This is a genomic window from Streptomyces sp. NPDC014995, assembly GCF_043080745.1.
Lineage (GTDB): Bacteria > Actinomycetota > Actinomycetes > Streptomycetales > Streptomycetaceae > Streptomyces.
The window spans coordinates 266,927-284,546 of record NZ_JBIBVX010000006.1 but is presented as its reverse complement, the minus strand read 5'-3'; the positions used below and the strand labels follow the sequence as shown (position 1 = coordinate 284,546).

Sequence of the window (17,620 nt, the reverse complement as noted above, 5' to 3'; positions counted from 1 at the left end):
GATGAGCGCCCACGGCAACCGCACCTTCGAGGACCTCGTCGCCGAGGGCGCCGCCGTGCCCACCGAAGGCTGGGACTTCTCCTGGTTCGAGGGGCGGGCCACCGAGGCGCGGCCCTCCTGGGGCTACGCCCTCTCCCTCGCCGGGCGTCTGGCCGGCGCGGGCGCCGCGCTGGACGTGCAGACCGGGGGAGGGGAGGTCCTGGACTTCGCCCTCGGCCGGGCCGCCCCGAAGGCGCCCGTCCTCACCGTCGCGACCGAGGGCTGGCCGGCGAACGTCGCCAAGGCCACCGCCCTGCTCCGCCCGCGCGGCATCGCGGTCGTCGCCTCGGCCGAGGACGCGCCCCTGCCCTTCGCGGACGACACCTTCGACCTCGTCTCCAGCCGTCACCCCGTCCGGCCCCCGTGGGAGGAGATCACGCGCGTCCTCCGGCCGGGCGGCACGTACTTCGCCCAGCACGTGGGGCCGCGCAGTGTCTTCGAACTCGTCGAGTACTTCCTCGGGCCCCTGCCGGAGGAGGTGAGCAGCGCCCGCCACCCCGACCGGGAACGCGCCGACGCCGAGGCGGCCGGGCTGGAGGTCGTCGACCTGCGGGCGGAACGTCTCCGCGTCGAGTTCCACGACATCGCCGCCGTCGTCCACTTCCTGCGCAAGGTGGTGTGGATGGTGCCGGGCTTCACGGTGGCGGCGTACGAGCCCCGGCTCCGGGCGCTGCACGAGCGGATCGAGTCCGAGGGGCCCTTCGTCGCCCACAGCACCCGCCATCTCTTCGAGGCCCGCAAACCGAGCCGCTGACGGCGGCCGCGCGGCCCGGCGCGCGCGGCTCGGAGCGCGTAGTCCAGCGCGCGTAGCCCGGCGCGCACGGCCGCATCCGCGACGTCGAGGGCCGTTGACCCAGGGCCGTTGACCGAGGGCCGTTGACCGGGCGGAGGGCCGAGGGCCCAGGGCCGAGGACCGGGTCGAGGTCCGGGTCGAGGTCCGCCGGCTCCCAACAGCGCGGCGGCGACCCACCCCCGAAGCGGCGACCCACCCCCGAAGCGGCGACCCACCCCCGAAGCGGCGACCCACTTGGTGAAGTGCCGCAGCCTCGCCGGGCCGTGGACGGCGAGGTAGCGCCGTACGAAGGTGCGCGGGGCCTGCTCGCCCCGCCCGAGTCGTCCACCGTCACCCACAACTCCGCGGTGCCACACGGGAGTTCGCGAGCGGGAAGTCGACGGGCGGTCAGGGCCGCGCGGAGGTCCCCGCGCACCCGTCCGCATCGCCCAGCCGTCGGCGTCGCGGTGGCCGCCTCCGCGGGCAACCCCTGGACCCCCGCCGCGGGATTGGCCAGGAACTGTCGTCCGAGCCGCCGTGCACTCACCTCGAGCCCATCGTTCCCGTCGCTCCCAACCTTCCTCGCACCGATCGCCACTCTCATGCCGGTGAGGTCGGGACGTGAGGACGACGCGACCCGTTCTGAACGTGCGGCTCTGGAACAGGGCATTCCGGGTCACTCGCCTACAGAACGCCACGCCATCTCCACACGGTTTCCACATCGTTATCGCGAACGGCTCGTATCACCCGTTCGCCTCACGTAAGTTCGAAGCCAGGCAATTCGCGTGAGCAAAGCTGCGCGGGCGTCACCGCGCAGTGGAGGGGGCTGCGCGGTGTCGGTCGCGTCAAGGCGGCACGGAGGTCTGCGGTAGCCCGTCGGGGGGACGGCCGTACGGGCGTCCGGCAGAGGTGAAGTGGCGTCGATACCTCCACTTCCAACGCTCTGCGACCTGTTTCGCCTGTGAATCCGCTGTCTTTCGGCCATGAATCGCCCGAAAGTGCCGCTCCAGTGACCAGCGCCCCGTTGCCGGATGATTCCGGAGAGTAATTGTGGCGCGCGAATGCACGCAGCATCCCTTACGAAGGGTTATGGTGGAAGCCCCCCCTCGGGCCGGTCCGTATCCCCCCCACGGACCGGCCCGTTTTTTCGTCCCCGTCCGGGTGACTCGTGGGGGGAAGCCGACCGGTCCGACCGCGGGGGGCCGCGCGTTCCCAACACACCCACCGGCCACGGCTCAAGCCCCGCGGGGGTAGGCTTCCGCCTCGCGGGGACCGCATCCGCACGGAGGGGCTGACATTCACGTGAACCTGCGCGACAAGCTGCGCGGCCTGTTGGTGAGGCTGTACGCGCGCCGGGTGGAAGGCCACCTGGACCACGCTCAGGTGCCCAAGCACATCGGCGTCATCATGGACGGCAACCGCCGCTGGGCGAAGGCCGCCGGCTCCACCACCGTGCACGGTCACCGGGCCGGCGCCGAGAAGATCGAGGAATTCCTCGGCTGGTGCTCCGAGACGGACGTCGAGGTCGTCACCCTCTGGCTGCTGTCCACGGACAACTTCGACCGCGCCAAGGAAGAGCTCGTCCCCCTCCTCGGCATCATCGAGGACGTCGTACGCACCCTCGCCGCCGACGGCCGCTGGCGCGTGCACCACGTCGGCACCCTCGACCTCCTCCCGGCCGGCATGCAGCGCACGCTGAAGGAGGCCGAGGAGACCACCGCCCACATCGACGGAATACTGGTCAACGTCGCCATCGGCTACGGCGGCCGCCAGGAGATCGCCGACGCGGTGCGCTCGATGATCCTCGACGCCCAGGACAAGGGCGTCTCGATGGAGGACCTCGCCGAGTCCGTCGACGTCGACATGATCGGCCGCCACCTCTACACCGGCGCCCAGCCCGACCCCGACCTCGTCATCCGCACCAGCGGTGAGCAGCGGCTGTCCGGATTCATGCTGTGGCAGACGGCCCATTCGGAGTACTACTTCTGTGAGGTCTTCTGGCCGGCCTTCCGCAAGGTCGACTTCCTGCGCGCCCTGCGCGACTACGCGGCCCGACACCGCCGTTACGGCGGCTGACGCGCCCGACGCGCCGTGCCGCGTCGCGTCGCGCGTACCCGCCTCGCGCGTGCGGCCACACGCCTCACCGCGCGGGTGAGCACCCCCGGGAAAAGCTTCCGGGTACCCCATGTGGGGGCGGACGTAACAAGGAGTTCACCGGCGCGCCGTCATATGCCGTGGCATGGCGGCGCGTGTTCGAGGGCATAAGGCAAGCAGGTCGACGCCCGAACCACGGGTGTCGTATCTCAGCGGACGGCACGGGGCCGTCCGCCCGGGAGGCCCTTTGCACCAGCCCGATCGTGCGGTCAGCACGGACGCAGCGGAGGGCCGGTTTTCGGCCCGTGCAGGCGGCCGACTTCCGGTCCAGCTCCACTCCGTCGCTCCCCGACCTCATCCGAGGGGGTACGTCCTTCCGTGGTGACCAGCACAAAGCGCCACAAGCCCGACCGGCGCACCTACGTTCTCGACACCAGCGTCCTGCTGTCCGACCCGAACGCCCTGACCCGCTTCGAGGAGCACGAGGTCGTGCTCCCCATCGTGGTGGTCACGGAGCTGGAGGCCAAGCGGCACCATCCGGAACTCGGCTACTTCGCCCGGCAGGCCCTGCGCCTGCTCGACGACTACCGGGTGAGGTACGGACGCCTCGACGCCCCCATCCCGATCGGGGAACTGGGCGGGACCGTCCGTGTCGAGCTCAACCACTCGGACCCCAGCGTGCTGCCCACCGGCTACCGCCTGGGGGACAACGACTCACGCATCCTCGCGGTCGCCCGCAACCTGCAGGCCGAGGGGTTCGACGTCACCGTCGTATCGAAGGACCTCCCGCTCAGGATCAAGGCGTCCTCCGTCGGGCTCCTCGCCGAGGAGTACCGGGCGGAGCTCGCCATCACGGACTCCTCCGGCTGGACCGGGATGTCCGAACTCACCCTGCCGGGCGAGCAGGTGGACATCCTCTTCGAGGAAGGACACGTGTACGTCCCGGAGGCCGCCGACCTCCCCGTGCACACCGGCCTGACCATCCAGTCCGAGCGCGGCAAGGCGCTCGGCCGGGTGACGCCCGAGGGCACCGTCCGTCTGGTCCGCGGGGACCGTGAGGCCTTCGGCATCAAGGGCCGCAGCGCCGAGCAGCGCATCGCGCTCGACCTGCTGCTCGACCCGGACGTCGGGATCATGTCCATGGGCGGCCGGGCCGGCACCGGCAAGTCGGCGCTCGCGCTGTGCGCGGGCCTGGAGGCGGTCCTGGAGCGCCGCCAGCACCAGAAGGTCATGGTCTTCCGTCCGCTGTACGCGGTGGGCGGGCAGGAGCTGGGTTATCTGCCCGGCACCGAGGCCGAGAAGATGAGCCCCTGGGCGCAGGCGGTGTTCGACACCCTTTCGGCGGTCACCAGCCGCGAGGTCATCGAGGAGGTCACCGCACGGGGAATGCTCGAAGTGCTTCCCCTCACCCACATCCGCGGCCGCTCCCTCCACGACGCGTTCGTCATCGTCGACGAGGCCCAGTCGCTGGAACGGAACGTCCTGCTGACCGTTCTGTCCCGGATCGGCGCCAATTCACGGGTCGTTCTGACCCACGATGTGGCGCAGAGGGACAATCTCCGCGTCGGTCGCTACGACGGTGTGGTCGCCGTCGTGGAGAAACTGAAGGGGCATCCGCTCTTCGCGCACGTCACCCTGACCCGGTCCGAGAGGTCCCAGATCGCCGCCCTTGTGACCGAAATGCTGGAGGACGGGCAGATTTAACCACCCTGCCCATGTTCACCGGGGTTACGCGGTAGTTGGCGCCGTCCGACAAAGGCTGTGAGCCTAGTCGGGCGGCGCCTTCACGTGTGACTGAACGATGAAATACCCGGGGTCAAACCGGATGTGAGCTTTCACACGCAACCGGGAATTGCCTTGCGGTGTCGGGTTACGGCAGAGTCTCACTCCTGTCAGGCCCCGCATACGACACACCTGTACCCCCAGCGGTACGGCACCACAAAAAGCGTCACCGCCAACTCCATAGCTTCGTCGTATGCCGCCCGAGCACCACGCGGCGCTCCCTCGCGGGAGTTGCCCACCGGGCCCGCGCCTCCGTGACCCCGCAGTTGGGAGGCCAGTGCCAGGGGCACGATTGCGTCCGCCAGGGTCACCGAAGCGGGCGATGCTGGAAGGAAAACCGTGTGAGCCGGATCTCGGTCCGGGGACTCGCAGTGGCCTCGGCCACCGCGGTCACCGCTGTCGGAAGTGTCGTCGGCGTTGCCTCGGGCAGCACCGCGCAGACCAACGACGCAGAGGCGACGGCAAGCGACTCGACGCTCCTCGCGGACATCCCTGTCGGACAGCAGGCCCAGGTGCAGACCGCGTCCCTGACGCAGCAGGCCAGCGTCCAGGCGATCGCCGCGGACGAGAGCGCCAAGAAGGACGCCGAGGAAGCGGCCCGCAAGGCCGCCGCCGAGACCGCGATCGCGAAGAAGGAAGCCGCCGAGAAGGCGGCCAAGGCGGCCAAGGAAGCCAAGGAACGCGCCGAGGCCAAGGCCGCGGCGAGCCGCAGCTCCTCCGACTTCCCGATCCAGGGCTCCTACACCATCGCGCAGATCCAGGCGATGGCGCAGCAGATGGTTCCCGGCGGCCAGTGGCAGTGCTTCAGCAACATCGTGGACCACGAGTCCGACTGGAACTACCGGGCCGTCAACCCCTCCTCCGGCGCCTACGGTCTCTTCCAGGCCCTGCCCGGTTCCAAGATGTCGTCCGTCGGTTCCGACTGGCAGACGAACCCGGCCACCCAGATCAAGTGGGGCCTGAACTACATGAACGAGCGGTACGGCAGTCCCTGCGACGCCTGGTCGTTCTGGCAGGCCAACAACTGGTACTAGACCGCCGGTACCGCGGTGCGGCCCCTGGGCCCGCGCCTGCCCGCTCAACTCCGCGCAGCCCCTCCCCGTCCTAGGGGGAGGGGCTTTCGCCCTGTACGGTCGTTGAGCCGACGACTCCAGGGGGAGTGGTGGGGAGAGACGGGGGAAGAGGACGGATCATGTCGCGAGTGCCAGGGTGGCTCGGCCGGCTCGGTGCCGGTCTGACCAAGATGGGGGAGAGGCTCGACGCCCGCCGCGCCGAGGCCCGGCGGGAGAGCGGACCGGACGACGGGCCCGAAGCGGCACCGCCCGACACTCCTGGGGCGCCCTCCGAGGAACTGCCGCCCCCCACCCCCCGCCCCGACCCCGCACAGGTCGTGCCGTGGGGTGTCCGGGTCGCCGCCGAGGCGGGCTGGCGGCTGCTGGTTCTCGCGGGGACCGTCTGGGTGCTGATGAAGGTCATCAGCGCCGTCCAGCTCGTCGTCCTGGCCTTCGTGGTGTCGCTGCTGCTGACCGCCCTGCTGGAGCCCACCGTCGCCCGCCTCAAGCACCTGGGCGTGCCCCGGGGGCCCGCGACCGCGCTGACGGCGATCCTCGGGTTCGTCGTCATCGGCCTGATGGGCTGGTTCGTGACCTGGCAGGTCATGGAGAACATCGGCAACCTCTCCGACCAGGTCCAGGACGGCATCGACGACCTGCGCCGCTGGCTGCTCAACAGCCCCTTCCACGTCACCGACAAGCAGATCAACGCCATCGCGCAGAACCTGCGGGAGGCGGTCGGCGCCAACACCGACGAGATCACCTCGGCGGGCCTGGAGGGCGTCACCGTCGTCGTCGAGGCCCTCACCGGGATCCTGCTGGCCTTCTTCTCGACGCTGTTCCTGCTCTACGACGGCAAGCGCATCTGGCAGTGGACCCTCAAGCTGGTCCCGGCCGCCGCCCGGCCCGGCGTGGCGGGCGCGGGTCCGCGCGCCTGGGCGACGCTCACGGCGTACGTCCGGGGCACGGTGGTGGTCGCGTTGATCGACGCGATCTTCATCGGTCTCGGCATCTACTTCCTCGACGTGCCGATGGCCGTCCCGCTCGCCGTCTTCATCTTCCTGTTCTCCTTCATCCCGCTGGTCGGCGCGGTCGCCTCGGGTGCGCTGGCCGTCGTGGTCGCGCTGGTGACCCAGGGTGTGTTCACCGCGGTGATGACCCTGGCGGTCGTCCTGGCCGTCCAGCAGATCGAGGGGCACATCCTCCAGCCGTTCATCCTCGGCCGCGCGGTGCGCGTCCACCCCCTGGCGGTGGTCCTGGCGGTCGCCTCCGGCGGCATGGTCGCCGGCATCGGCGGCGCGGTGGTCGCCGTACCGCTGGTCGCGGTGTCGAACACCGTGGTGGGCTATCTGCACGCGTACTCACGGGAGTCGGCGCTGCGGCAGGCGCCGCGGCCGCGGGGAGCCACGGCGATGGATGTGGCACCGGTGGCGGGGAATGCCGGGGAGGACGAGCCGGGCCGTCCGGCGACCGAGGACGAGGCCCCTTCGGAGCCGAAGCGGGGCTCCGGGGGCGGCAGCCCCCGGTAGACGGCGACAAGGAGACGGCGACGCCAACGCCGAGGGCCCCGTCACCAGAGGTGAACGGGGCCCGGGGAGCAGCCGGCCTACTCGGAGAGAACCGCCTCCGTGTCCAGCGTCACGCCGACCGCCTGGATCACCGAGGCGATCTTGAACGCCTCCTGGATCACCTCGCGCTCGACGCCCGCCTTGCGCAGCACCTGCTCGTGCGAGTCGAGGCACATGCCGCAGCCGTTGATGGCGGAGACGGCGAACGACCACAGCTCGAAGTCGGCCTTGTCGACACCGGGGTTGCCGATGACGTTCATCCGCAGGCCCGCGCGCAGGTTGCCGTACTCGTGGTCCGACAGCAGGTGACGGGTGCGGTAGAAGACGTTGTTCATCGCCATGATCGCGGCGGCCGACTTCGCCGCCGTGTACGCCTCCGGCGAGAGGTTCGCCTTCGCCTCCGGCGCCAGCTCGCGCAGGACGATCGGGGAGCGCGAGGCGATCGCGGTCGCCAGGACCGTGCCCCACAGCTGCTGCGCGGGCAGGTCGGAGTTGCCGATGACGGAGCCGAGGTTGAGCTTCAGGTCCTTGGCGTAGTCCGGAATCGCGGACTTCAGGGAGTCGAGGGACATGTCAGCTCACTCCCCGGCCAGCAGCTTGACCGGGTCGAGGGTGTCCTCGCCCTTGGTCCAGTTGCAGGGGCACAGCTCGTCGGTCTGCAGGGCGTCCAGGACCCGCAGGACCTCCTTGGGGTTCCGGCCGACGGAGCCCGCGGTGACCATCGTGAACTGGATCTCGCGGTTCGGGTCGACGACGAACACGGCGCGCTGCGCGAAGCCGTCCTCGCCCTCGATGCCGAGGTCGCGCATCAGCTCGTGCCTGGAGTCGGCCATCATCGGGAACGGCAGGTCGGTCAGGTCCGGGTGGTCCTTGCGCCAGGCGTGGTGGACGAACTCGGAGTCGCCGGAGAAGCCGAGGATCTGCGCGTCGCGGTCGGCGAACTCGTCGTTCAGCTTGCCGAACGCGGCGATCTCGGTCGGGCACACGAAGGTGAAGTCCTTCGGCCACGCGAAGACCACGAGCCACTTGCCCTCGTAGGACTTGTGGTGGATCTGCTCGAACTCCTTGCCCTTCTCCAGCGAGACGCAGGCGGTCAGTTCGAACTCGGGGAACTTGTCACCAACAGTGAGCACACGCTCTCCTTGCAGCGAAGAAGCGTCCGGATCGCGGACGTTTCCCATGGGTTGGACGAAGTCGATCGTGGCACATGGTGCATTGATTCAGGAAATGGTTACACTCGATTGTGTTGATCGGAGGTCGTTATCAGTGACTGTGGGTAATGCGGGTGTCAAGGGTGTGGGCGGTGTGGGGGCCGGTGTCGGGGCCCGGAGACGGCAGCCCAGTCTGGCGCAGCTGCGGGCCTTCGCGGCCGTCGCCGAACACCTGCACTTCCGGGACGCGGCCGCCGCCATCGGCATGAGCCAGCCCGCCCTGTCCGGTGCCGTCTCCGCGCTGGAGGAGACGCTCGGCGTGACCCTCCTCGAGCGGACGACCCGCAAGGTGCTGCTCTCCCCGGCCGGCGAGCGGCTCGCCGTACGGGCCAAGGCGGTGCTCGCGGAGGTGGGGGCACTGATGGAGGAGGCCGAGGCGGTGCGGGCGCCCTTCACCGGGGCGCTGCGGCTCGGGGTCATCCCCACCGTCGCGCCCTACCTCCTGCCCACCGTCCTGCGCCTCGTCCACGACCGCTATCCGCACCTCGACCTCCAGGTCCACGAGGAGCAGACCGCCAACCTCGTCGACGGTCTGAACAGCGGCCGTCTCGACCTGCTGCTGCTCGCCGTGCCGCTCGGGATGCCGGGGGTGGCCGAAGTCCCCCTGTTCGACGAGGACTTCGTGCTCGTCACCCCGCTCGACCACCGGCTCGGCGGCCGGGAGGGCATCCCGCGCGAGGTCCTCAGGGAGCTCAACCTCCTTCTCCTCGACGAGGGGCACTGCCTGCGCGACCAGGCCCTCGACATCTGCCGGGAGGCCGGCAGGAAGGACGCGCCGGTGACCACGACCGCCGCCGGGCTGTCCACACTCGTCCAGCTCGTCGCCGGCGGCCTGGGCTGCACCCTGCTGCCGCGTACCGCCGTCACGGTCGAGACCAGCCGGAGCACCCAGCTCCTCACCGGCTCCTTCGCCGACCCCGCCCCCAGTCGCCGGATCGCCCTCGTCATGCGTGCGGGCGCGGCGCGCGGAGCGGAGTACACGGAACTGGCGGCCGCCCTGCGGGAGGCGCTGCGGCCGTTGCCGGTACGGGTACTCGGCGCCGACGACTGAGGCCCGCCGAGTCCGGCGGTGCGCGCCGGCCGACCGCCGGGCTTGTCGCCTACGGGTATACGGGGGAGCCCGCCCGGGTCGCTGTGACGGCTGGAGGTAGCCTGCCCGGCCGACCGGCCGAGGGCTAATCGCGCACGGTACCTCCGGGTCGCGCGACGGCGGGACGTCTCCTCCCCGGCCGCCGGGCTCCTTGCCCGCGGGTTCGCGGGGTTGCCCGGCTCCGGGTTGCCGCGAGGGTGGGACGTCTCCTTCCCGGCCGCCGGGCTCCTCGCCCACGGGTGCACGGGCCCGCCCGGCTCCGGTTCGTCGCGGCGGTGGGGCGGCCCCTCCCCGGTTGGGGGAGGGGCCGGCGGGTCACTCCGTGCGCAGTCCGTCCGGGCGCATCAGACGCAGCAGTGGCGGCAGGCTCAGCAGCGTCACCACCAGCACGACCGCCCCGCCGATGCCGGTCATCGCCAGCACGCTCGCCCAGTCCACGCTCAGCGGAACGGTGGCCATCTTCATCAGGATCGCCCCCAGCGCCAGACCGACCGCCATGGCGAGCAGCAGGCCCAGCGTGATCGGGATCGCGGTCTGCCACAGCACGGACAGCGTGAGCGTACGGCGCCGGGTGCCGAAGGCGATCAGCGACGACAGCAGCTTCCTGCGTTCGCGCAGCTGCTCCAGCTGCGAGACCAGCAGGCTCGCCCCGATGAGTACCAGGACGGCCGACGCGCCGACGAACAGGCCGGTGCGGATGGTCTCGTACTCCTCGGAGCGCTGCGTCGACGTCCACGACCAGGCGTCGACGAGCGGGTCGATCGCGGCGGCGGTGTTGCGTACGCGCTCCCTGGCGTCCGGCACCGACTCGTCCACCCGCAGGTACACGCTGCCCCGGAGCGCCGGCTCGGCCTTCGCGGGCAGCGCGGACGGTGTCACCAGCAGGCCCGTCACGTGGGGTTGCAGGGAGTCCTCGCGGATGCTCACCGGGGGGACCGTGGCGGGCAGCGTCCAGCGGGCCTCGGCCGCCGGCCCGCCGTACGTGTAGGAGGGGTCGACCCACACCGTGGCGCCCGGCGCCATCAGCCGGCGCGAGACCGCGTCGTAGTCCGCGGACTCGGCCAGGAACACGTCGCCCTCGCGGCAGGAGGAGATCCTGGCCACCTCGCGCAGGGCCGCGCAGTCGCCGACGGTGATCTCCAGCGTGTACTCCGGGTCCTCGGGGCGTTCGCTGAACGACGTCCGGGCGAGCGCCACCGCGTCCCGCACGCCCCTGGTCTGCTCGAACTTCCGCCCGGCCGCCGCGACATCGACGTGGTCCGTCAGCTCGACCTGCATCTGGACCCGGCTGGGGTCGCGGCCGGTCGACTTGGTGTAGTTCTCCTGGACCGCCGCGAACAGCATCTGCAACGCGATCGCCCCGGCCACCGCCACCGCGATGCCGTTGACCATCCGGGCCGCCGTTCCGCTGCTCAACTGGAGCCTGCGCACGGCCAGTTGCCAGGAGACCGCGCCCCGGCCCAGGCGGGCGACCGACGCCTCGACGACCCACGGCAGCAGCGCGGTGACGCCGACGAGCAGGAGCAGGACCCCGCCGGTCACCAGGTACTGGTTGAAGTCCCCGTTGCCGTTGCCCTGCCCGATCATCGGGTAGAGCATCGCGAGGCCGCCCAGCGGCAGCAGCAGCCGCCACCACAGCCGGCGCCGCGCGGGCTTCGCCGTACGGATCACGCCCAGCGGCTCGATGACGACCCGGCGCAGCGCGAACAGGGTGACCAGCACCGCCGCCGCCGGGACCGCCACGGCGACCAGCGCCGCCAGGACGGGCGTCGGGGTGAGGTAGTCCGGGAACACGCTGACGCCGAACAGTTCGACGGTGCCCGCGATCTCGGTGCCGATCAGGAAGAAGCCGGTGCCGAGCACCAGGCCCAGCACGGCCCCCGCGAGCGCCTCGCCCGCCGCGATCCGCCGGGTCATCCGGCCGTCGCAGCCCACCAGCCGCAGCGCCGCCAGTCTGCGGTCGCGCTGCTCGCCGCCGAACCGTACGGCGGTGGCGACGAAGATGCCGACCGGGGCCAGCAGCACCACGAAGACGAGCAGGACGAGCAGCAGCAGGATCGGGTCCAACGCCCCCGAGCCCTGGTCGTCGGCGTCCCCGAAGTGGTCGATGCGTCCGACGGACGAGTGGTGGCCGATCCGCTCCGCGAGGTCGTCCGCGCCCGCGTAGTAGGCGAGTTCGGCCGGGCCGATCAGCCCCTTCTCCCCGATGGTCCCGATGATCTTGTCCGGCAGCCGCTCGCGCAGCAGCTCGCCGCCCGACGACTTCAGCACGTCGGCCAGCGCGGGGGAGACGTACATCTCGCCCGGCGCGGGCAACCTGGCGATCCCGGGCGGCAGCGGCGCCCGCGCGCCCTCCGGTTGCAGCAGCCGTCCCCGGATGGCCCGCTCGTGCCAGAGGGAGCCGGCGTGCGCGACGACGATCGTGTCGTCGGCCGCCGGTATCTCCTCGGGTGTCAGCGAGAAGTCGTGGCGGGCGGCCTCGCGCGCGTCACGGGCGTCCAGGATGTTCGGGACCGCGGTCGTCAGCAGCAGCAGGGCCACCCCGAGGCCCACGCCGGCTGCCGTGAGCAGGGCCCGGATCCACCCCTCGCGTCCGCCGCTGAAGGCGAACCGGAACCCCATGGCGAAATCCCTGGATCCGCCCCACGCCCGGCTTCGCCCGCGCGGGAGGTCCCCGGTCGGCATGCTCATACGATCCGCTCCATGTCCCGGGACTTCCCGTCCCGTACGACGATCTCGCGGTCGGAGTAGGCGGCCACCCGCGCCTCGTGGGTGACCAGTACGACGGCCGCGTTGGTGGACCGGGCGGCGTCGGTGAGCAGGTTCATCACGCGTTCGCCGTTGAGGGAGTCCAGCGCGCCGGTCGGCTCGTCGGCGAACACCACCCGCGGGCCGGTGACCAGCGAGCGGGCCACGGCCACCCGCTGCCCTTGCCCGCCGGAGACCTCACCGGGCCGTTTCCCGCGCAGGTCGTCGACCTCCAGCCGCTCCATCCAGGCCAGCGCGGTCCGCTCGGCCCGCTTGCGCGGGGTGCCGTTCAGCCTGAGCGGCAGCGCCACGTTCTCCACACAGGTCAGCTCCGGCACGAGCTGCCCGAACTGGAACACGAACCCGAACTCCGAGCGCCGCAGCGCACTGCGCCGCGCGTCGCTCATCGTCGCCAGCTCCTGCCCGTCGTACGTGATCGACCCCGAGTCGGGCGTCACGATCCCGGCGAGACAGTGCAGCAGCGTGGACTTGCCGGACCCGGAGGGGCCCATCACGGCGACGACCTCGCCGGGGTGGATGGAGAACTCGGCGCCGTCCAGCGCGACGGTGGGCCCGTACGCCTTGCGCAGGTTCTCGGCGGCCAGCAGGGATCCCGCGGGAGCGCTCACGCGGTCACCGCCTCTCGCAGCTTGTCGAGGCGCGCGGCGGTCAGCTCCAGCCAGCGCAGGTCGGCCTCGAGGTGGAACAGGGCGTGGTCGCAGATCAGCTGGTCGGCGAGGTCGCCCTTGCGTTTGCGGTCGGTCAGGATCCGCATGCCGCGCAGGTGTTCGGCGCGCTGCGTGTCGAGGATGTCGGCCGCGTCGCGGTGGGTCAGCAGCGCGAGGACGACCTTGGTGTAGAGCGTCGACTGGAGGTACGGCTCGGGCTTCTCGGGCGTGGCGAGCCAGCGGGACACGTCGGTGATCCCGGCGTCGGTGATGGCGTACCGCTTCCGCTCCGGGCCGCCGCCGGCCTCGATGCCGTCGACTTCGACGAGCCCGTTCTTCAGCAGCCGGGACATCGTCGAGTAGACCTGGCCGTAGTGCAGCGGCCGGTCGTGACCGAACTTGTCGTCGAAGGCCCGCTTCAGGTCGTAGCCGTGGCGGGGCCCGGACTCCAGGAGTCCCAGGAGGGTGTGACCGATGGACATGGGGGCGACTCTACACACGGTGTATACGCGGTGTGTATACGTGGAGTGCGGGCGACGTGGCGGGGTGTGGGGCCGCGCAGGTGGGGGCCGTTTGTCACAGCTCCGCTACAGGCCCTGGTCCTTGCCCGGAGGGCGCCCGCGACGCGGAAGGGGCCCCGCCTCGCCGGGCAGCCGCCCCGCCTCCTTCAACGCCTTCCGCAGCAGGAACTCGATCTGCGCGTTCGCCGACCGCAGCTCGTCCGAGGCCCAGCGGGCCAGCGCGTCGTACACCAGCGGATCCAGCCGCAGCAGCACCTGCTTGCGCTGCTGCGGCCGACGCTGAGGGGCACCGCCCCCGGCGGGATCCGTCACTGGTAGAGCGTCCCGGTGTTGAGCACCGGCTGGGGCGCCCGGTCCCCGCACAGCACCACCATCAGGTTGGACACCATCGCCGCCTTCCGTTCCTCGTCCAGTTCCACGATGCCCTGCTCGGCTATCCGGCCGAGCGCCGCCTCCACCATGCCGACCGCGCCGTCCACGATCTCCCGCCGCGCCGCGACCACCGCGCCCGCCTGCTGCCGCTGGAGCATCGCGGAGGCGATCTCCGGAGCGTAGGCGAGGTGCGTGAAGCGGGACTCGATGATCCGCACGCCGGCCGCCTCCACGCGCGCGTGCAGTTCGGCGGCGAGCTTCTCGGTGATCTCCTCGGCGTTGCCGCGCAGCGAGAGCCCGCCCTCGTCATGGGCGTCGTAGGGGTACTCGATGGCGATGTGCCGGACGGCGGCCTCGGTCTGGGTGGAGACGAACTCCACGAAGTCGTCCACCTCGAAGGAGGCCTGCGCGGTGTCGTTGACCTTCCACACCACGACCGCGGCGAGCTCGATCGGGTTGCCGTAGGCGTCGTTGACCTTCAGGACCGCGGTCTCGTGGTTGCGGACGCGGGTGGAGATCTTCTCCCGGGAGGTGAAGGGGTTCACCCAGCGCAGGCCGTCCTCGCGGATGGTCCCGCGGTAGCGCCCGAAGAGCTGGACCACGCGGGCCTCGCCCGGCGCCACCGTGTTCAGCCCGCACATCGAGAGGAACGCGGCGAGGGCGATCGCTGTGCCGCCGGTGATCAGCGCGGCCTTGGCGCCGGTCGCGGCCACCACCGTGGCGACCGCGATCATCCCGGCGCCGGCCAGCAGCCCGACCAGGCCGGACAGCAGCGCCAGTCCGCCGCCCACGCTGTGCGCCGGGAACTCGTGCACGCGCGGGGCGGGCATCTCGGGCGCGTCGACGCTCACCGGCGCCTCGGCGGCGGCCGACGGGGCCTGCGGGTCGTTCGGTCCGTGCGGGTCGTGCGTGGACACAGGGGTCCCCCGTTTCTCGCGAGCACTGCTGCACGCGTTAGCTTTGGTCTAGCTAAGTGATATCACTTTACGGCGGGATGGCAACCCTCGGCCCCTCTCATACGTCGGTTTCGGTGGAACGGTGTGCCGGTTCCATCGAGCGAGGTGCTGATTCTCACGCCCGGACAGGGCCGAACCGAGACCCCCTTGCCACAGAGAGCGGTGTTAGCTTTCTGAGCTGACCTGCCTCCGGGCACTGGTGTGACTGCCGAGTAGGAAGCGGAGCGAGCGGACTCATGGGACGAGCGGACGAGAGACGAGCGCGACAGCGCGGTGGCCGCCGCGCGGCGCCCAGGAACCGCTCGTCGCGGGCGGCGGCTCCCCCCTCGCGCCACGAGGAGGGGGCGACGGCCGAGGTCGCCACGGGCTCCGCGCCCGCCGGACGCGCCGCGGCCCGCAGGGGCGCCAGGAAGAGCGCCAAGGGCGACAAGGGCCGCATACGCCGGCTCTTCACCTGGAAGAAGATGCTCGGCACCTTCCTCGGCCTGTGCGTGCTCACCATCGGCGCCTTCATCGTGCTGTACATGACGACGCCGATCCCGGACACGGCGAACGCCGACGCCCAACTGCAGAGCAACGTCTACAAGTACAGCGACGGCACGCTCCTGACCCGCGACGGCAAACTCAACCGCGAGAACGTCGACCTCGCGAAGGTCCCGAAGGACGTCCAGCACGCCTTCGTCGCCGCCGAGAACAAGACCTTCTACGGGGACGCCGGCGTCGACCTCAGGGGCACCGCCCGCGGCATGCTCAACACGCTCATGGGCAAGGGCGCGCAAGGCGGTTCGACGATCACCCAGCAGTACGTCAAGAACTACTACCTGACCCAGGAACAGACCGTCACGCGCAAGCTGAAGGAACTGGTCATCTCTCTGAAGCTGGACCGGGAGAAGTCCAAGGACTACATCCTCGCCGGCTACATCAACACCAGTTACTACGGCCGCGGCGCCTACGGCATCCAGGCCGCCGCCCAGGCCTACTACCGCGTCGACGCCGACAAGCTCACCGTCGAACAGGGCGCCTACCTCGCCGCGCTGCTCCAGGCCCCCAGCCAGTACGACTGGGCCGTCGCCTCGGAGAACGGCAAGAAGCTGGTCCAGAACCGCTGGAACTACGTCCTGAACAACATGGTCGAGGAGAAGTGGCTCGACAAGGCGGAGCGGGACGCCATGAAGTTCCCGATACCCAAGGGGCCCAAGGCCGCCCCCGGCCAGGAGGGCCAGGTCGGCTACCTGGTGGACGCCGCCAACAACGAGCTGGAGCGGCAGCTCATCGCCCAGGGCGTCGCGGAGAACACCAAGCAGGCCGAGGCCATGGTCAACGCCGGCGGCTGGAACATCACGCTCAACATCGAGAAGAAGAAGCAGAAGGCGCTGGAGCGGTCCGTCAAGGAGCAGCTGACCAGCAAGCTGGACAAGAAGAAGCGCTCGGTCGACGGTGACGTCCAGGCCGGAGCGGTCTCCGTGAACCCGAAGACCGGCGCGGTCGTGGCGATGTACGGCGGCGTGAACTACGTCGAGCACTACACGAACAACGCCACCCGCACCGACTACCAGCCCGCCTCCACCTTCAAGCCGGTGATCCTCGCAGCGGCCCTGGACCAGGACGCCGAGACCCAGGACGGCGAGAGGATCACCGCGAACACGATCTACGACGGCACCAGCAAGCGCCCGGTCGTCGGCAGCGACATCGGCTTCGCCCCGGAGAACGAGGACGACGTCGACTACGGCGACGTCACCGTCCAGACGGCGATGAACAAGTCCATCAACTCCGTCTTCGCGCAGATGGGCGTCGACGTCGGCATGGACAAGGTGCTCGGCGTCGCCGGCGACCTCGGCATGGACACCGCGGACCTCAAGGCGGTGCCCGCGCAGACCCTCGGCACCATGGGCGCGAGCCCGCTGCAGATGGCCGGGGTCTACGCGACCCTCGACAACCACGGCAAGAAGGTCACCCCGACCCTCATCAAGTCGGTGGAGAACAGCGCCCACGCGGTGAAGCCGGCCGAACCGATCGGCCGGCAGGTCATCAGCCGCGAGGCCGCCGACTCGGTCACCTCGGTGCTGACGGGCGTGGTCGACGACGGTACGGCCCAGAAGTCCGTGCGGGACAACCCCCTGCGCAAGGGCCAGAAGGTCGCGGGCAAGACGGGCACCTCCGACGACAACAAGTCGGCCTGGTTCACCGCCTACACGCCCGACCTGGTCACCTCGGTCGGCCTGTTCGGCGAGTCCGCCAAGCCGCCGCACCCCCAGGTCACCCTGACCGGCGCGACCGGCCTGATCCCCGGCAAGGGCCGCATCAACGGCGGCGGCTACCCGGCGCAGATCTGGGCGGCGTACACCTTCGGGGTCTCCGGCAAGGTCACCAGGTTCGACCTGGAGACCGACCAGGGCGCGGCGGTCCAGCCGACCGTCACGGCCAGCCCGTCCCCGTCGCCGTCCCCGTCGCCGTCGGAGGAGCCGAGCACCCAGGCTCCGACGACCAGCGCGCCTCCGAAGACCCAGACCCCGTCCCAGACGCCGACCACACAGCAACCCTCCCAGACGCCCACGACGCAGGAACCGTCGGAGGAACCGAGCACGGAGGTCCCGTCGACGGAGCCCGAGAACCCGCTGGATCCGCAAACGGTCCAGTAGCCGGACCGGACACGGAGGAGGGGCGGCCCGCCCCCCCCCGGCGCCCCCCCCCCCGCCCCGGGGGGCCCCCCCCCCCCCCGCGCGCGCGCAACACACCCCCATACCGGG

At 70.9% G+C, this 17,620-nt stretch carries 14 protein-coding genes; 7 read left to right on the top strand and 7 right to left on the bottom strand.

Features of this window, described 5'->3' with window-relative positions:
* Nucleotide 1 precedes the first annotated feature (1 nt).
* The 5 genes from ACF1A1_RS14915 (at nucleotide 2) to ACF1A1_RS14895 (ending at nucleotide 7,268) form a co-directional block, all read left to right on the top strand.
* Nucleotides 2-793, top strand: a complete 792-nt coding sequence (locus ACF1A1_RS14915) for a methyltransferase domain-containing protein (protein WP_392000199.1) — start codon at nucleotides 2-4, stop codon at nucleotides 791-793.
* Between the two features lie 1,320 nt (nucleotides 794-2,113).
* Nucleotides 2,114-2,887, top strand: coding sequence for an isoprenyl transferase (locus ACF1A1_RS14910; RefSeq protein WP_391999974.1), 774 nt, complete (start codon nucleotides 2,114-2,116; stop codon nucleotides 2,885-2,887).
* A gap of 396 nt (nucleotides 2,888-3,283) precedes the next feature.
* The gene (locus tag ACF1A1_RS14905; RefSeq protein WP_391999973.1) at nucleotides 3,284-4,609 is read left to right on the top strand and encodes a PhoH family protein; all 1,326 of its coding nucleotides are present in this window, start codon (nucleotides 3,284-3,286) and stop codon (nucleotides 4,607-4,609) included.
* Between the two features lie 419 nt (nucleotides 4,610-5,028).
* Nucleotides 5,029-5,721, top strand: a complete 693-nt coding sequence (locus ACF1A1_RS14900; RefSeq protein ID WP_391999971.1) for a transglycosylase SLT domain-containing protein — start codon at nucleotides 5,029-5,031, stop codon at nucleotides 5,719-5,721.
* Nucleotides 5,722-5,879: 158 nt separating this feature from the next.
* Nucleotides 5,880-7,268 (top strand): AI-2E family transporter, encoded by a 1,389-nt coding sequence (locus ACF1A1_RS14895; protein WP_391999970.1) that lies wholly within the window; start codon nucleotides 5,880-5,882, stop codon nucleotides 7,266-7,268.
* Nucleotides 7,269-7,345: 77 nt separating this feature from the next.
* Here the strand turns inward: ACF1A1_RS14895 and ACF1A1_RS14890 are convergent, their stop codons facing one another.
* Together ACF1A1_RS14890 and ACF1A1_RS14885 are read right to left on the bottom strand one after the other, a co-directional pair.
* Complete coding sequence (locus tag ACF1A1_RS14890; RefSeq protein ID WP_391999969.1) at nucleotides 7,346-7,879, bottom strand: alkyl hydroperoxide reductase; 534 nt, start codon at nucleotides 7,877-7,879, stop codon at nucleotides 7,346-7,348.
* A gap of 6 nt (nucleotides 7,880-7,885) precedes the next feature.
* The gene (locus ACF1A1_RS14885; RefSeq protein ID WP_391999967.1) at nucleotides 7,886-8,440 is read right to left on the bottom strand and encodes a peroxiredoxin; all 555 of its coding nucleotides are present in this window, start codon (nucleotides 8,438-8,440) and stop codon (nucleotides 7,886-7,888) included.
* A gap of 133 nt (nucleotides 8,441-8,573) precedes the next feature.
* On the opposite strand from ACF1A1_RS14885, the gene ACF1A1_RS14880 reads away from it, so the two are divergent.
* Nucleotides 8,574-9,569, top strand: a complete 996-nt coding sequence (locus tag ACF1A1_RS14880; protein WP_391999965.1) for a LysR substrate-binding domain-containing protein — start codon at nucleotides 8,574-8,576, stop codon at nucleotides 9,567-9,569.
* 354 nt (nucleotides 9,570-9,923) lie between these two features.
* Here ACF1A1_RS14880 and ACF1A1_RS14875 read toward each other — a convergent pair whose 3' ends face one another.
* The 5 genes from ACF1A1_RS14875 to ACF1A1_RS14855 all read right to left on the bottom strand — a co-directional run bounded on the left by ACF1A1_RS14875 (nucleotide 9,924) and on the right by ACF1A1_RS14855 (nucleotide 14,834).
* A complete protein-coding gene (locus ACF1A1_RS14875) occupies nucleotides 9,924-12,230 on the bottom strand; it encodes an FtsX-like permease family protein (protein WP_391999963.1) in 2,307 nt (768 codons plus the stop codon).
* A gap of 65 nt (nucleotides 12,231-12,295) precedes the next feature.
* Nucleotides 12,296-12,985, bottom strand: coding sequence for an ABC transporter ATP-binding protein (locus ACF1A1_RS14870; RefSeq protein ID WP_391999962.1), 690 nt, complete (start codon nucleotides 12,983-12,985; stop codon nucleotides 12,296-12,298).
* On the bottom strand, nucleotides 12,982-13,506 hold the full coding sequence (locus ACF1A1_RS14865; RefSeq protein ID WP_391999960.1) for a PadR family transcriptional regulator: 525 nt from the start codon (nucleotides 13,504-13,506) through the stop codon (nucleotides 12,982-12,984). Before ACF1A1_RS14865 ends, ACF1A1_RS14870 begins: the two co-directional genes overlap by 4 nt.
* A 105-nt stretch (nucleotides 13,507-13,611) precedes the next feature.
* Nucleotides 13,612-13,857: a hypothetical protein gene (locus ACF1A1_RS14860; RefSeq protein WP_391999958.1), complete on the bottom strand. Its 246-nt coding sequence runs from the start codon at nucleotides 13,855-13,857 to the stop codon at nucleotides 13,612-13,614.
* Nucleotides 13,854-14,834 carry an SPFH domain-containing protein gene (locus tag ACF1A1_RS14855; RefSeq protein WP_391999957.1) on the bottom strand — a complete coding sequence of 327 codons (981 nt, stop codon included), beginning with the start codon at nucleotides 14,832-14,834 and terminating at the stop codon, nucleotides 13,854-13,856. Before ACF1A1_RS14855 ends, ACF1A1_RS14860 begins: the two co-directional genes overlap by 4 nt.
* A 275-nt stretch (nucleotides 14,835-15,109) precedes the next feature.
* Here ACF1A1_RS14855 and ACF1A1_RS14850 point away from each other — a divergent pair, with 275 nt between their 5' ends.
* Nucleotides 15,110-17,512 carry a transglycosylase domain-containing protein gene (locus ACF1A1_RS14850; RefSeq protein WP_391999955.1) on the top strand — a complete coding sequence of 801 codons (2,403 nt, stop codon included), beginning with the start codon at nucleotides 15,110-15,112 and terminating at the stop codon, nucleotides 17,510-17,512.
* The last annotated feature ends 108 nt before the right edge of the window (nucleotides 17,513-17,620 follow it).

Bases quoted from the DNA above. Each gene is read 5' to 3' on its own strand.
- ACF1A1_RS14875 (WP_391999963.1), bottom strand. From the start codon at position 12,230: ATGGGGTTCCGGTTCGCCTTCAGCGGCGGACGCGAGGGGTGGATCCGG.
- ACF1A1_RS14895 (WP_391999970.1), top strand. From the start codon at position 5,880: ATGTCGCGAGTGCCAGGGTGGCTCGGCCGGCTCGGTGCCGGTCTGACC.
- ACF1A1_RS14865 (WP_391999960.1), bottom strand. From the start codon at position 13,506: ATGTCCATCGGTCACACCCTCCTGGGACTCCTGGAGTCCGGGCCCCGC.
- ACF1A1_RS14850 (WP_391999955.1), top strand. From the start codon at position 15,110: ATGGGACGAGCGGACGAGAGACGAGCGCGACAGCGCGGTGGCCGCCGC.
- ACF1A1_RS14915 (WP_392000199.1), top strand. From the start codon at position 2: ATGAGCGCCCACGGCAACCGCACCTTCGAGGACCTCGTCGCCGAGGGC.
- ACF1A1_RS14890 (WP_391999969.1), bottom strand. From the start codon at position 7,879: ATGTCCCTCGACTCCCTGAAGTCCGCGATTCCGGACTACGCCAAGGAC.